We start from the raw sequence: 15,204 nt of genomic DNA on the forward strand, positions 1-15,204 counted from the left end.
GCTCCTTTTTTTATGAACAACCCTCTCGTTTTCTAGTGTCCACTAAATAGATGATCTTCCATTCGCCATTCAATTTGGCCAGTTGAAATGAATTGACTCCACAATGCGAAAACGTATCCCCGCGATAAAATTCATAAGGAGTCCATACCGCTGCCAGTGCCCCGTCTATTGTGATCTTATACTCCTTTACTTGCTCGTCCCAAACTTCGGCATGTGGTGTGCCCACCGCATCTAAAAAACTGGTTAAGGAACTCGTGATCACATTCTTTGCCCAGTTTTTCTCTGACATCACGATCGTTTGCATCTGGACATCGTCGACGAACGAGCGATGAACCATGGCACTGTCTCCCTTTCGCATCCCATCAAATAATTGATCGATGACAGCTTTGATGGCATCACTTTCTGTTTGTGCAAGACAGTTTCCACTGATGAATAGAAAAACAATAAATGTCAGCCTAAAAGAATTCATAGGTTTTGTTTTAAATTATTAAAAAAATCGTGCAGCTTCGGCTACTGAGATGAATATAAACAACTCATTATAAAATTGACCCTTGTCTTGAACCCTTATCTTTTCGTTCAATGAAGCCTTTCGTCTGCCTACTTTTTATTCTTGGAATGCTTGGATTGGTGCAACGAACGTATGCTCAGGAGGCAGAGCAAAATGCAGTACGTGTCAGCATTGAACTAACAGATGGTTCTGAGCTTGTAGGAGAACTCATCACTCTCAATGAGATTGAAGTTGTGATCCAACATCAAGAATTGGGTTTACTCACATTTAAAAGAGAGAATGTGAAACGAATCGTTTACTTGAACGAGAAATCATGGAGAGAAAACCCTAATTCCACCCGCTATTTCATTGGCCAGTCTGCTTTCAACCTACCTAAAGGGGAAGGATATTACCAAAATATTTATGGCCTCATCAACATCTTCGGTTATGGGGTAAGTGAGCACTTCTCTGTAATGGCAGGCACTGAGCTTATCACGCTGTTTAGTGGGTCACCTGCTTTTCTGACGAATCTAAAATATGGCAGACAAATTGGTAAAAAGCTCCATATAGCAGCCTCTGGCACCTATCTTTTCGGGTTTGGGGATATCACCAGCGACTTAAGTCTTGGTACTATCAATGCCTTGTTGACCTATGGAAACCAAGAGCATAACTTAACAGTCGGTACTGGTTTCGCTTTTGCCGAAGAGCAATTTGAACAGAGCGGTGTACTGACCATAGGTGGGATGACGCGCGTCTCTAAGCGATTCTCATTGATCACTGAAAACTATATCCTCACCTCAGGAGAAGATGCCATTTTCTCTGGTGGTTTACGATTGATCAATAAAAAATCCACGGTCGACCTATTGGTGACGCGTGGATTCTTTCCGCTTCTTGATATTGTATTTACCTTCTAAAGATCGAATTTGATTCCTTGGGCTAGCGGTAAGCTAGTTCCATAATTCAAGGTATTGGTTTGACGTCTCATGTAGGCTTTCCAAGCATCCGATCCTGACTCTCTTCCTCCGCCGGTCTCTTTCTCGCCACCAAAAGCGCCACCGATCTCTGCACCTGAGGTACCAATATTTACATTGGCAATTCCACAGTCTGAACCGGCTGCAGATAAAAAGATGTGTGCATCACGCATGCTATTGGTCATGATAGCAGAAGAAAGTCCTTGCTTGACTCCATTTTGAATGGCAAGTGCATCGTGCACATCTCCTTTGTACTTGATCAAGTAAAGAATTGGTGCGAAGGTCTCTTCTTGAACGATGTCAAACGAATTTTTAGCTTCAATGATACAAGGCTTGACATAACAACCACTTTCATAGCCCTCTCCAGTCAAAACCCCTCCGGGAATTAAGACTTTACCTCCTTCGGCTTGTGCTTTGTCAATCGCCTTTTGGTACGCATCAACTGCCAAGGTATCAATGAGCGGACCTACATGATTTTGTTCGTCCAACGGATTACCAATTCGTAATTGTGCGTAAGCATCAACAATGGCGTTCTTTACGTTCTCGTATACGTCTTCATGTACAATTAATCTTCTCGTTGAGGTACATCTCTGACCTGCTGTTCCAACCGCTCCAAAAACCGCTCCGATGACGGTCATTTTTAAATCAGCCTCAGGTGTTACGATGATGGCATTGTTACCCCCCAATTCTAGAATAGTCTTGCCTAAACGCGCCGCAACTGTCTGACCAACCACTCTACCCATGCGGATGGAACCCGTTGCTGAAACTAGTGGTACCCGATCGTCCTTGGTCATTAATTCTCCCACTTGATAATCTCCATTGATCAAGCAAGAGACACCTTCTGGAACATCATTGGCTTGAAAAACCTCATTTGCAATGTGTTGACAAGCGATACCGGTCAGTGGTGTTTTTTCAGACGGTTTCCATATACAAACATCTCCACAAACCCAGGCAATCGCCGTGTTCCAGGACCAAACGGCCACAGGGAAGTTAAATGCTGAGATGATGCCAACAACACCTAAGGGATGCCACTGCTCTTGCATGTGGTGGTCTGGTCGTTCTGATTTAATCGTCAAGCCGTGCAGCTGTCGGGAAAGGCCTACAGCAAAATCACAGATATCGATCATTTCTTGTACTTCTCCTAAGCCTTCTTGATAGGATTTACCCATTTCATAAGAAACCAGCTTTCCTAATTCGGCCTTATATTCTCTTAGTTTCTGACCAAACTGACGAACGACTTCGCCTCGATGAGGTGCTGGCCAATTGCGCCAGGCCAAAAACGCCTGCTGCGCAGTCTGAACTACTTTTTCATATTCTGCTGGTGTTGTGGCGGTGACCTGTCCAATCTCTACTCCATCGACAGGTGAAAATGAGTGTACCGATTCACCAGCGCCATAAGTCTGCGCACCCGTTGAGGTTCCATGATTTGACTGTTGAACGCCTAGTTTTTGAAGAGCATCTGAGATGCCGAAACCATTCTGAATATCCATAGATTAAGTCCTTTTGAAAAATGAACCCATAGTTACAGGAATTTTAAGAGAGGAACAAAAGCCTCAAAGACTAATCGCCTCATCGATCAAAAATCCCGCAAGTTTAGTGGAAATTACCAGTTGATCTTGAAATATTCTTTATCGCCATTTGGGTATTTACCCATGACATAAAAGTCCCTTTTCTTAGTATCTAGGATCTGTTGGAATTCTTCCAGGTCTTGGATGTCTTTATCACCCACCTTTGTGATGACGAAACCCTCGCGAATGCCCGCTTCGAGCCATGCCCCCTCTTCCATTTTCGACAGCTGAACACCACCTTCGATACGTAATTTTTGCTTCAGCTCATTAGTCACATCTGTAAATAAAGCCCCTTGAATTTCATAGGTAAGCGTAACTTCTTCTGGAGAACTAGCCGCAATAAAACTTTCTTTTTTCATCAATGTTAAGGCCACTTCCTGCGTATTTCCTCCCCGCTTGAATTTGACTTTTATCTCGTCTCCCGGCCTCTTCCTTGCAACGAATTCTTGCAGCTCGCTAGTGGTTCTAACTTCTCTGTTATCAATGCCAATGATCACGTCCTCACTTTCTAAGCCCGCCTTATCGGCAGCACCGCCGGAACTAACCCCACTGATGTAAACGCCACTCAGCTCATCTGTATACTGTCCATCCGCATCACGAATCTGTACACCTAATAAGCCCCGTTGAACTTCACCAAATTCCAAGAGGTCGTCCATGACCTTTTTGACTAAAATCGAAGGTACGGCAAAAGAGTAACCATTGAAGGTGCCTGTATTTGTGGCAATGGCTGTGTTGATACCGATCAAATCACCATCCAGGTTCACCAATGCTCCGCCACTATTGCCACGGTTTACGACAGCATCTGTTTGAATGAACGATTCAATACCGTATTGATTTTGTCTACCGCTGATCAGGTTGATGTTTCTTGCTTTCGCAGATACGATGCCAGCAGTCACCGTATTGTTGAGATCGAACGGGTTGCCAACAGCCAACACCCATTCACCAATTTCAACTTGATCGGAATCTCCAAAATCAACAAAAGGCAAGGCGCCTCCTGGCTCTATTTTGATCAGGGCCAAATCTGTATCAGGGTCGACGCCAATGACACTGGCATTCAAGCGGCGGTTATCATCAAGTCTTACTTCCAATTCATCAGCATCTTCCACCACATGATAATTGGTGGTGATGTAACCATCCGCAGAGATCAAAACACCCGAGCCTGTAGACTGCCTCATTCGTCTTTCACCAAAAAGCCTGGACCATCCATTTGATCTGCCGCTAACCCTCGACCTATTTGTAATGTGAACGACAGCCGGCACAATGGCCCTGGATGCTTTCACAAAATTGATACCCTCAGGAACCACGTAGGTCTTGGCCGTCTTGTCAATATCATCAAAAGCACTGGTCACAGGCACACTAGCACTCACCTGCTGCGCAACATCTGCATCCGGTTTCAGAATAGAAAGTCCGAGCAACACGATTAAGCCACCAAGCAGTGAGGAAGCCAATAAGCCTATGAAGAATTGTCTTTTGCTCATCATACCCTTTTTAATTATTGTGAACAGATAAACGGCTGTAGAAGCAGAGGGTTTAAGATAAGGAAATATCAATTGTATTCTTAACAGCTATTAACAAAAAAGGGCCGCGTATGCGACCCTCCTTCAACCTTAACAACACTTTGCTTACTTCACAGTAATTTTCGAAACCAACTTTTTCGAATCATCCTTCGGTACCCGAATCAGCAGAATACCGTTGGTGTAGCTGGCCTCAATTTTTTCTCCAATGACGTTTTCAGGCAATTGGAAAGACTTTTTAAAGCTTCCATACTCGGTCTGAATTGAGTAGAAGTTTTTGTCTGTTTCTTTATTCTCGAATTTACGCTCCCCAGAGATCGTCAATAAGCCATCATTCAAATCCACTTCGAAGTTCTTCTTATCAAATCCGGGCACAGCCAATTCGATCTCGAAACCTTTCTCCGTTTCAGCAATATCTACTCTCGGGTTGAAAGTAGTGGTGCTTTCATGGAAATGGTCATTGAAGAAACGATCAAATACATTGTCTACTCTTGTCGGAAATAACCAGTCTGAATTTCTTTTTACTAAGTTCATATCGTTAAAATTTTAAGTTTTCAATTTTGTTTATTTACCCATAAGTGAAAATTGTACCAAGTCACTTTTAATGCCATATTGGCCGGTTTATTTAAGTTTTCACTAATTATTGCGCCATATTGACGTGATTAGCCAAATAATTTGACTGTTTAATTCGCTCACCTTTGTCTATTTTGGTCTGATTTTTATGAAAACAGATCGCAAACAACTCTGGAGTGCCTTTGGCCCAGGAATCCTTTTCGCAAGTACTTGCATTGGTGTTTCCCATTTGGTTCAATCGACACGAGCAGGAGCAGACTACGGCTTTGCCTTGGTTGCTTTTATTGTGTTGGCCAACCTTTTCAAGTATCCTTTCTTTGAGTTTGGAAGTCGCTACGCAGGTGCCACAGGGCAACATCTATTGGAAGGCTATAAAAAACAAGGGCAATGGGCAATTTGGCTTTACTTCCTGATCAGTCTTGTCGCTATGTTCACGGTAACAGCAGCGGTTACTTATGTTACCGCAGGAATGCTCAACAACCTACTCGGCTTGGCAATTGATCCGATCATCATGTCCGGTTTCATCCTCGCTTTTTGTACCCTATTGTTGGCGATAGGAAAATTCAATCTGCTGGACAACCTATTAAAGGTCATTGGCAGCGTTTTATTGATCAGTACACTTATTGCATTTTTTGGTGTATTAGTCGAAGGCAGAATTACACCAGTCGCCTCCTTTGTTCCAAAAGAAGTCTATGATCGAACAGGAATCATCTTTCTCATTGCTTTGATGGGATGGATGCCTACAGCGGTCGATCTTTCTACCTGGAACAGCATCTGGGCTGTAGAAAAAATGAAGCAGTCGGGTACAAAAAGGAATATGCGTGCCATTCTTTTTGACTTCAATTTTGGCTATGTCATCACGGCTATACTCGCGCTTTGTTTCTTAACACTCGGTGCATTTGTCATGTACGGATCTGGTGAAGAGCTGTCCAGCAATAGCACGATCTTTTCAGACCAGGTGGTTCGACTATACACCAAGGCACTGGGCAATTGGGCCTACCCTGTCATAGCCATCGCCGCTTTCTCCACCATGTTTAGTACTACCATTACGGTAGTTGACGGTTATGGCAGAGCCATGGGCGAAACGGTTCGGCTACTTTTCAAAGAAAACGCTAATAAAAACGCTCTTTATCGCGGCGCAATGATCGTTGTCTCCATTGGGGCTTTTGTGTTCATCTGGCAGCTAGCCGCTAACCTCAAACAGTTAGTAGACTTAGCAACTACCTTCTCTTTTATCGTGGCGCCGATCATTGCCTGGATCAATTACAAGGTGATCATGGGTAAACAAATTGACGAGCAGGATAAACCCCCAAAATGGCTTAAAGTACTGGCAATTTGCGGCTTGATCTTTCTCAGCGTTTTTGCTGTCATCTATGTAGTCGTATACTTCTTATAATGCTATACTAATTTTTTAGAAAAAGGTATTGTAATATCGAAAGGCTTCTGCTAATATTGCACTCCGATTTGCAGGAAGTGTGAATCAAATTGTAATATTCCTCCTTAGCTCAGTTGGTTAGAGCATCTGACTGTTAATCAGAGGGTCCTTGGTTCGAGCCCAAGAGGAGGAGCTTGATTACCAAAGGGTTAGAAAGATAAAAGTTTCTAGCCCTTTTTTATTTGCATAGGATTTGCATAAAATGATACTTTTATAGTCCTGAGAATTTTCAAAAAATAATCTTCTCATCTCCGTAAAGTCTATCCATCCACTACTAGATATACCACATCCCCATAGTTTCAAAACTTCTAACTAAGGTGCGTGCTTCTTAGATAAAAAGAATTAACTTAATATCTATAGACTAAGTCAGTCAAATGGAACAAGAGTCATTAACTAAATCGCTACTATTACTTTCCTCTTATCTGAAGAATGTTCATTTTGAAAAGATAGACTTTGCTCGAATGATGGACCTTGATGATAATCTAGATAACTTTGAAAACTTTGACGATCCTTATATCCAAAGAGATTTTGCCTTTGCTCCTGATAGAACACTACGGGTAATTAAACAAAATTTAGAGACTGCTGTTTCCAATAAACTACAGAGCAAGCTTGATTTAGACAAAATTCAAGTTGATCCTGACTGGGGTTACACTTATCTTCCTGAGGGTAAGAAATCTTCTGATTTAGGTCCATTTTCAGCAATAAAACCAAGCGACCCTGCAGAATTCAGGAAGATGTGGCTAAAATTATTTTTAAGTCGATTAAAGAAGGTCAGCATAGCCATTGAAACCCTTCTGAGCCCATCAACCAAAGAACCTACCACGAATAAAATCAAGATAAGAAACCAGAATACCCCAAAAATCATTTTTTCAAGCCCTGAGGTTCTCGATAAATTTTTCGGAGTGTTCAAGGGGTTTTTTCCTAATGATGAGGACCTTTTGTATAACGCCTTACAAGGAAAACAGTTAAAAACTCATTTACATTTCCCTAGTAACCAAAATAAACTTGTTGAATTATTTCATAGAGCTAAATACAACGAATTGATCATCAGTAAAAAGACAGACATAATTAATTGGCTCTGTGCAACGTTTACCTATCAATTTCAGAGAGGAAAAATCTGTGAGATAAGAAGTTTAAATAAGAATACCATCAAAGATATATTCTCTAAAGAAAAAGGTGGGGTTAGTAAGTTCGAGAGAATTTGTAATGTAGATTGGCTGCCGTACAAAAAACTTTAAGTACAAAATAGAGCTGTAGCCAGTTTAATCAATCACATCATCCCCATTTTACACCCCCAAGTCAAGCCTGCTGGGTGCACGCAGTATCCTTTTAGATCTTCTTTTGCTCAAAATTTAATTTTATGATTAATCCATTTGAAGCAATTGAGCAAAGACTCATTAACATTGAAACGCTCGTTTACAGGCTAAATGAGCAAGAACAAGATTTTCCCACAAAAGAGGAAAACAAATTACTGGGCGCCAAAGAAGCCGCTATTTTTTTAGGGATTTCTAAGTCTAGTATTTACTCAAAGTCTAGAAGCGGAGAGATCCCTTCTATGAAAAGAGGCGGACGGCTTTATTTTTTAAGTCAACAGTTGATTGATTACGTCAAGTCTGGAAGCAGAAAATCAATAGCTGATATTGAGCAGGAAGCAGAAGCGTATTTGTCACAGTCAAAGCAAGGAGGTAAAATATGAGTCATCAATTATCTCTTAGGGAGCAGTTCGCTTTTGAGCAGACCGCGTATAATACGATTCAACTTAGCTTTCTCAAGTTTCAAAAGACTAGGAAGGAAAATCAGTATTTCTTTACAGGATTCAATAGACATACGCTTTCAATGTTTCTGTCTTATGAACTTGGATACTACAGGATACTGAAAGAGGATTCCTACATCATTGTTAAGTACAACAATGGAATTGTGGAGGAGGCACCCCCATACATGGCTAAAAATGAATTGCTCGAAGTCTTAGAAAGATTAGAGACAGAGGTCATAGACTTTGAAGGTGCACTGATCAATATCAACAAAGATGCTATTCTTGAGAAGTTTGCCAATGTTCAGTCACAGTATTTCACCTCTGGGTCGCTAGATATCTTAAAAGAATTAAAGAAAGAGTTCTTAAGGGACACTCCCGCCCACTCCTTCTTTTACTTTAAAAACGGGGTTGTGAAAACTTCTAGCAATGGCCAAGAACTTATTCCTTATGAGAAGATTAAAAACAAACTCATCTGGAAATCTTGGATCAACGATCATGACATTCAGCTAGATGAATTTAATGATCATTCGATGTTTGAAGAGTTCATTAGTAACGTTGCTGGATCAGAACAGTGGAAACAGGCGTTTATTTCAGCTATAGGTTATGTATTAGCCAATTCTAACCCACCATCAAAAAACCAAGCAATCATACTATATGATGAGTCTATCACTGATATCAATAACCCATCAGGCGGTACTGGTAAAGGTATCTTTGCCAAAGCCTTGAGCTATCTACGCCAGCAAGTTGTAATTGATGGAAAGAAGTTTGATCCTAACAGTAAGTTCGTATTTCAGAATGTAACTGAGGACACTCAAGTGGTTGTTATTGACGATGTCAAACCACATATGGATTTTGAGTTTTTCCATTCAATCCTATCCGAAGGCCTAACGGTAGAGGGTAAAAACCAGACCTCATGGAAATTTAGTGCGGATAATACACCCAAATTTATTATTTCCTCAAATTATGTTTTTTCCGACAAGGGGACAACCAATAAAAGAAGACAATACATTCTCGAGTTCTCTGACTTCTACTCCTCCAAAATCATTACTGGCGTAGAAACACCTGTAAAGGACCATCACGGCTGCATGTTCTTTCAAGAATGGGATCAAAAGGAATGGAATCGTTTTTACAATTTCATGATCTCTTGTAGCCGATCTTACTTTAAGACTGGACTCATAGCCATTGGGCCAAAGAATCTTTCAGAGAATTTACTGCTCATACAAACTCATGAAGACTTTTATAGCTGGGTTAATGAACAGGATTTTAAAGTAGATACCACATACACTAGAGATGATTACTTTATTCCATTCAAGGAAGACTATTTTGGCCTAAGCAACGAGCTTACTGTCCAAAAGTTCAACAAATGGATGAAGGCTTTCGCTGAATCTAAGGGATGGGTTTACAATAGTTCAAGAAGTAACTCCATCAATTATTTCGTATTCAATAGTACTGAAAACTCAAAACAAGATGACGATGAATGCCCATTCTGACAGAAGTAGCTTTGTGGAGGGTGAAAAAAAACACCCCCCTCTAAAAACAGAGAATAAAAGTGCCTTTCTGCCTGAAGGTATGAGAGCGAAAGTGAGTGTCTTTGAGTCTGTATATCATACAGAACCTTTATTTGATATTGAACTTAGGGATTTATTACTGATCCTTCATTCTCATAGTCTTCCCTCTGATTACAATGAAAGGATAAAGCAGTTAATCAAATCCTCTAGAGTGATTGTTGAGCGCATCAGAGTGGCCGATTGCAAAGAGTTAAAAAGCTCTTTGAAGAAACAATTAGCCGCTTTTACTCCTCATGCCAGAATCAGTAATCGGAGAGCCCGGGACCTTGATAAGAGCTTGGAGCTCTCGGGCTACGTTCAGGTAGATATAGATGCGCAAGATAATCCTCATCTCACTGCTGAAAAGATCAAGAATGAGGTTAAAAAATGGCCATTTATCGCCTATTGTGCTTACTCTGTTTCTGGGAAAGGGGTTTGGGCTTTAGCAAAATGTGGTTCGAGTTTGATAAAGACTTCAGAAAGTATCTATCAATTTGCTCAAGGAAAGGGAATCAAAATTGACTTAAGCAAAGGGAAGGCACCGACAGAATTACGGTTAATCTCCTTTGACCAAGAACCATGGATTAACGCAAACTCTAGCCTAGTTCCAGAGCTTAAATCAAGGCCAAGTGCTGATGAAAGAAAGACTATTATTTCATACCAAAACAGTTCACTAAAGGATAAAACGACTCAAACACTTTTAGTAAAGTTAAACTCTGCCCCCGAGGGCTCAAGGCATCACGCTAGATTGGCGGTAGGCAGACTAGCAGGTGGTTATGCAGCAAGTGGGCTATTTAGTACCCATGAGATTACTGAAATACTAGTTAGTGACTATCAAAATAGATTCTCCCATGACCCACCATCTGTTCAAAAGAGGGAAATCAAAGCAATCACAGATGGTATAGCCTATGGACTCAGAGATCCTATACCCCTACATACAGTGGCCTTAGCTGTACCTTATGATGATTGTGAAAGTGACGACTACACCTTGACCCTCACTCAAAGCAACATTGTCTTTGAGTTTAACTGTGATGCAATTGTAGATGTTACTGACAGTCTAGTCTATTTAAAACAGGAAGCTATTGCCACGTTAAGTATAAAACCCAAGGTTGTTCATGGCATGTCTAAAGTCTATCACAAATAAGGAAGGCGAATGAAGATAATCCCTCCAACTCTCAATTTATTTCAAACTAATTGAAGTAATCGGGGTATATATCAGCTTGATAATCTGTGGTTTGCCATATCAAAAGCCATTATCACATTATGTAGTCGCCGAATTCTATGGTATATTAAATCAAAATAAATTGAGCAAGTGTACAAATACTTGGAACTGAACAGATCTTTTTTCATTCGACCGAGAACTACAAAATTTCTGTTTGCCCAATTCGCATTCTTGATAATTTCTTAGCCCTTGGCATATTTGAAAAAACAATCCACAACCAAAACTTGATAAAGAACCAAATTTTCTGAATTCAACGGGAAGAAATCGATCCTAATTTTCTTACTCTCAATAAAGTCTAACAACTTATTGATAAGTGAGTCATAGGTTTAAGTGGACTCATGAAGGTACTTTGTTCATGTAAAAAACATTTGCAGCTGCAAGTTTGGAAATAAACGCCCAATATTTAGTAAAATTGAACTTGTAATATTTAGAGCCAAAAGGAACAAGTAATGCTTTTAGCACAATTTTTAAAAGTTAATGTTCAGGGACAGCTCACTTTATATCCTGCTATACAATTATATGAGTTAGTCAGGCATGAAAATGTTGCTTCTGATACTTTGAAGATTGCAGGATAAGAACTCAAATACAATAAATCAGCTGACAAGGAATGACCAAACTTGAAAACATAACCAAAGGCACCCACTTGAAAGGAATTGTCACAAACAATTCTGTCGAAGTGATTGATGTAGCTTGGCATGGCTCTGATGTTATTGAAATAACTTTTAAAGACGCCAATGGAAATGTCAATAATGAAATACTCTATCGTGATAGTGAACCTGATTTGGAAATAGCCCTTGAGTCAGCACCATATAGCTTTAATGCTGATTCAGGTATGTTTAAACTAGTATCTGAAGCCTATCGAATACGACTTGCTTACATTTTTGACCCAATGATGGCCATTCACACTTCAATGATTGAGCCACTACCTCATCAAATTACAGCAGTTTATGACAGTATGCTGCCAAGGCAACCACTTCGATTTTTGTTAGCTGATGATCCAGGTGCAGGTAAAACGATTATGGCAGGTCTTCTTATCAAAGAGCTTGTTATTCGGGGAGATGTTAAACGATGTATGATTGTTTGTCCAGGCGTTCTTGCAGAACAATGGCAAGATGAATTGTATCAAAAATTTCAACTTCCATTTGAGATTCTTACCAACGACAAAATCAATGCTTCAAAAACAGGTAATTGGTTCACTGAAGAAAACATGGTAATCTCTCGCATAGATAAGTTGGCAAGAGATGAAGATTTAAAGGAGAAACTCAATGTCACCGATTGGGACTTAATTATTGTTGATGAAGCGCACAAAATGTCCGCTTCTTTTTTTGGCGGTGAAGTCAAGTACACAAAAAGGTTTCGATTAGGTCAACTACTGTCAAGAAAAACCAGGCATTTCTTGTTAATGACTGCAACTCCTCATAATGGTAAAGAAGAAGATTTCCAGTTATTTCTTTCCTTACTTGATGGAGACAGATTTGAAGGTAGGTTCAGAGATGGTGTGCATACAGTTGAAGTATCTGACATCATGCGAAGACTTCTCAAGGAAGAACTTGTAAAGTTTGATGGCAAGCCCCTCTTCCCTGAAAGAATTGCTTTAACTGTTCCTTATCAGCTCTCACCTTTAGAAGAACAACTCTATACTGAAGTATCAACCTATGTAAGAGAGCAGTTTAATAGAGCTGACAGACTCGAATCAGGTAGACGCGGTACTGTTGGTTTTGCACTTACTATTCTGCAAAGAAGACTAGCATCTTCACCGGAAGCTATATATCAATCCATTAGAAGAAGAAAAGAACGTCTTGAAAGCAGATTGGAAGAAGAACGCATGTTCCAACGTGTAGAGCTTTCCACTCAACAAATACCCGAATTTGAATCGGAAGACGAATTTGAAGATTATGTTGATGAGTTTGAAAATGAAGATGAAGAAAATGATGGCAATGACTTTGTAGATAGGGCTACAACGGCTCAAACCATTCAGGAGCTTCAAGCAGAAATCAACACACTAAAAACCCTAGAAGAGCTTGCACTTTCTGTAAAACGCTCAGGTAACGATAAGAAATGGGAAGAGCTATCAAACATTCTCACTGAGAGTGAATGGATGTTTGATGCAGGGGGAAATCGAAGAAAACTTGTAATCTTCACCGAACACCGAGACACCTTAACATACCTTACCACAAGAATTAGAGCATTATTGGGTAGTCAAGAAGCAGTCGTCACCATACAAGGTGGTATGAATCGTGAAGACCGCAGAAAAGCGCAAGAACAGTTTACGCAAGACATTAATGTTTCAGTTCTAATTGCAACCGATGCAGCAGGAGAAGGAATCAACCTTCAACGAGCGCATCTTATGGTTAATTATGACTTGCCTTGGAATCCGAACAGACTAGAACAGCGCTTTGGTAGAATCCACCGTATTGGTCAAACAGAAGTTTGTCGATTATGGAATCTTATTGCTCACCAGACAAGAGAAGGTGAAGTATGGCAGCGACTGTTCGAAAAACTAGAAGTTGAAAGAGCTTCATTAGGCGGGCAAGTATTTGATGTATTAGGGGAAATGACTTTTGAGAATAAAAGTCTCAGAGACCTACTCATTGAAGCCATAAGATATGGTAATGACCCAGAGCGAAAGGCCTATTTAGATAGAGTTCTGAACGATTCACTAGACCACGAAAAACTTCAAAAGATTCTGCAAGAGCGTTCCCTCCACTCTATTACAATGACTCGTTCAAATGTAAAAGAGATCAGAGAAGAAATGGATAGAGCTGCTGCTAGGAAGTTACAGCCTCACTTTATTGCAGATTTTTTCATTACAGCATTCAAGTCACTAGGTGGTTCTATTTCCGAAAAAGAAAAAGGCAGATACCAGGTAATTCATGTGCCTGCAGGTATTCGAAACAGAGATAGAATTATAGGTACGCGTGAGCCTATTCTAAAAAACTACGAGCGCATTACCTTTCATAAGGAACTGATGTCTGTTCAAGGCAAACCATTGGCTGCATTTGTTTGTCCCGGACATCCGCTGCTTGATGCAACTATAGACCTATTGTTAGAAACCCGTTTCAGCTTATTAAAGCAAGGTTCTATTCTTATTGATGAACTTAATCCTTCATCCGCTCCAAGAGTATTATTCTATCTCGAAAACAGTGTCCAAGATGCCAAACAACTTGAAAGTGGCGGAAGAAGAACCATTTCAAAAGAAGTTCATTTCGTAGAGCTTACAGGAGATGGAAATATTACCCAGGCAGGTTATGCTCCATACTTAGACTATAGAACTGCAACCGAAAACGAACTGAAAGAACTTTTACCTAAAGCTGAATCACTCGAATGGTTAAAAGATTCTATGGCTGACAAAATCAAATCTTTCGCCATCACTTCTATTGCACGTGACCACCTAAAGCGAATAAAAACAAACCGCGAATACCTAATAGAGAAAACGCGTGGAGCAGTAGAAGAACGGCTAACCAATGAAATTCGATATTGGGACCATAGAGCTAGAGACCTTCGCCACCAAGAAGAAGCAGGAAAAGCTAATGCCAAGCTCAACTCAAATGAAGCAAGAAAACGAGCAGATGAACTACAGGCACGTTTGCAAAAGCGCATAGAAGAGCTTGACCAGGAGAGTAAAATCTCAAGTAAACCACCAGTAATAATTGGAGCTTCTTTAGTTCTACCTGCATCTTGGATAACAGGAACCAAGGATGAAACCTATAAAGAACAAGGCTTTGCTTCTCCCGAAGAAAAGGCAAAAATTGAAGCAGCAGGTATGCAAGCCGTTTTTCAAATAGAAGCTGAACTCGGAAACAACGCAAAAGACAGAAGCCACGAAAAGATTGGCTATGATATAGAAAGTATAGATGGTGAAGATGGCAATCTCAGGTTTATAGAAGTAAAAGGTAGAAGATATGATGCTCCAACTGTAACCATTACCAAAAACGAGATTATTCATGGTCTTAATCTACCTGAACAGTTCCTTTTGGCTATTTGCCTGATTAATGGCAAAACGGCTGATGTACACTACATCAAAGACGCATTCACCTTTGAGCCTGATTTTGGAGTAACCTCCATCAATTTTAACATTAAAGATTTGCTCACCAAAGCAGTGATGAGCAAACAAATAGAACTTGAATAAAAAGT

Annotated in this window: 11 protein-coding genes and 1 tRNA gene; 8 read left to right on the top strand and 4 right to left on the bottom strand. The window is 40.4% G+C overall.

The genetic code is table 11. The annotated features are described in order from the left end of the window. Positions 1-10 precede the first annotated feature (10 nt). Positions 11-469: a nuclear transport factor 2 family protein gene (locus AC2D6U_RS09110; RefSeq protein ID WP_484720667.1), complete on the bottom strand. Its 459-nt coding sequence runs from the start codon at positions 467-469 to the stop codon at positions 11-13. Between the two features lie 110 nt (positions 470-579). Here AC2D6U_RS09110 and AC2D6U_RS09115 point away from each other — a divergent pair, with 110 nt between their 5' ends. Beyond that, complete coding sequence (locus AC2D6U_RS09115) at positions 580-1,401, top strand: hypothetical protein (protein ID WP_484720668.1); 822 nt, start codon at positions 580-582, stop codon at positions 1,399-1,401. Here AC2D6U_RS09115 and amaB read toward each other — a convergent pair. The 3 genes from amaB to AC2D6U_RS09130 form a co-directional block, all read right to left on the bottom strand. After that, positions 1,398-2,948, bottom strand: coding sequence for an L-piperidine-6-carboxylate dehydrogenase (gene amaB / locus AC2D6U_RS09120; protein WP_484720669.1), 1,551 nt, complete (start codon positions 2,946-2,948; stop codon positions 1,398-1,400). The genes AC2D6U_RS09115 and amaB overlap by 4 nt on opposite strands. Positions 2,949-3,061: 113 nt before the next feature. Then, complete coding sequence (locus AC2D6U_RS09125) at positions 3,062-4,507, bottom strand: trypsin-like peptidase domain-containing protein (RefSeq protein ID WP_484720670.1); 1,446 nt, start codon at positions 4,505-4,507, stop codon at positions 3,062-3,064. A gap of 141 nt (positions 4,508-4,648) precedes the next feature. Continuing rightward, complete coding sequence (locus AC2D6U_RS09130) at positions 4,649-5,074, bottom strand: Hsp20/alpha crystallin family protein (RefSeq protein WP_484720671.1); 426 nt, start codon at positions 5,072-5,074, stop codon at positions 4,649-4,651. A 187-nt stretch (positions 5,075-5,261) separates the two neighbouring features. Here AC2D6U_RS09130 and AC2D6U_RS09135 point away from each other — a divergent pair, with 187 nt between their 5' ends. From AC2D6U_RS09135 to AC2D6U_RS09165, 7 genes are all read left to right on the top strand, one after another. Continuing rightward, positions 5,262-6,509 carry an NRAMP family divalent metal transporter gene (locus AC2D6U_RS09135; RefSeq protein WP_484720672.1) on the top strand — a complete coding sequence of 416 codons (1,248 nt, stop codon included), beginning with the start codon at positions 5,262-5,264 and terminating at the stop codon, positions 6,507-6,509. Positions 6,510-6,607: 98 nt separating this feature from the next. Continuing rightward, positions 6,608-6,681 (top strand) — tRNA-Asn (locus AC2D6U_RS09140). Positions 6,682-6,922: 241 nt separating this feature from the next. Continuing rightward, entirely contained in the window at positions 6,923-7,786 is an 864-nt protein-coding gene (locus AC2D6U_RS09145) for a hypothetical protein (RefSeq protein ID WP_484720673.1), read from the top strand. Positions 7,787-7,908: 122 nt separating this feature from the next. Further along, positions 7,909-8,244, top strand: coding sequence for a helix-turn-helix domain-containing protein (locus AC2D6U_RS09150; RefSeq protein WP_484720674.1), 336 nt, complete (start codon positions 7,909-7,911; stop codon positions 8,242-8,244). Continuing rightward, positions 8,241-9,791 (top strand): primase-helicase family protein, encoded by a 1,551-nt coding sequence (locus AC2D6U_RS09155; RefSeq protein ID WP_484720675.1) that lies wholly within the window; start codon positions 8,241-8,243, stop codon positions 9,789-9,791. The genes AC2D6U_RS09150 and AC2D6U_RS09155 overlap by 4 nt, the downstream gene beginning before the upstream one ends. After that, positions 9,775-10,992, top strand: coding sequence for a BT4734/BF3469 family protein (locus AC2D6U_RS09160; protein WP_484720676.1), 1,218 nt, complete (start codon positions 9,775-9,777; stop codon positions 10,990-10,992). Before AC2D6U_RS09155 ends, AC2D6U_RS09160 begins: the two co-directional genes overlap by 17 nt. Positions 10,993-11,677: 685 nt before the next feature. Beyond that, on the top strand, positions 11,678-15,199 hold the full coding sequence (locus AC2D6U_RS09165) for a helicase-related protein (RefSeq protein WP_484720677.1): 3,522 nt from the start codon (positions 11,678-11,680) through the stop codon (positions 15,197-15,199). The last annotated feature ends 5 nt before the right edge of the window (positions 15,200-15,204 follow it).

This window comes from Roseivirga sp. YIW32 (genome assembly GCF_057219245.1).

Coding starts and splice junctions, on each gene's coding strand:
- AC2D6U_RS09110 (WP_484720667.1), bottom strand. CDS start 469: ATGAATTCTTTTAGGCTGACATTTATTGTTTTTCTATTCATCAGTGGA.
- AC2D6U_RS09115 (WP_484720668.1), top strand. CDS start 580: ATGAAGCCTTTCGTCTGCCTACTTTTTATTCTTGGAATGCTTGGATTG.
- amaB (WP_484720669.1), bottom strand. CDS start 2,948: ATGGATATTCAGAATGGTTTCGGCATCTCAGATGCTCTTCAAAAACTA.
- AC2D6U_RS09125 (WP_484720670.1), bottom strand. CDS start 4,507: ATGATGAGCAAAAGACAATTCTTCATAGGCTTATTGGCTTCCTCACTG.
- AC2D6U_RS09130 (WP_484720671.1), bottom strand. CDS start 5,074: ATGAACTTAGTAAAAAGAAATTCAGACTGGTTATTTCCGACAAGAGTA.
- AC2D6U_RS09135 (WP_484720672.1), top strand. CDS start 5,262: ATGAAAACAGATCGCAAACAACTCTGGAGTGCCTTTGGCCCAGGAATC.
- AC2D6U_RS09145 (WP_484720673.1), top strand. CDS start 6,923: ATGGAACAAGAGTCATTAACTAAATCGCTACTATTACTTTCCTCTTAT.
- AC2D6U_RS09150 (WP_484720674.1), top strand. CDS start 7,909: ATGATTAATCCATTTGAAGCAATTGAGCAAAGACTCATTAACATTGAA.
- AC2D6U_RS09155 (WP_484720675.1), top strand. CDS start 8,241: ATGAGTCATCAATTATCTCTTAGGGAGCAGTTCGCTTTTGAGCAGACC.
- AC2D6U_RS09160 (WP_484720676.1), top strand. CDS start 9,775: ATGAATGCCCATTCTGACAGAAGTAGCTTTGTGGAGGGTGAAAAAAAA.
- AC2D6U_RS09165 (WP_484720677.1), top strand. CDS start 11,678: ATGACCAAACTTGAAAACATAACCAAAGGCACCCACTTGAAAGGAATT.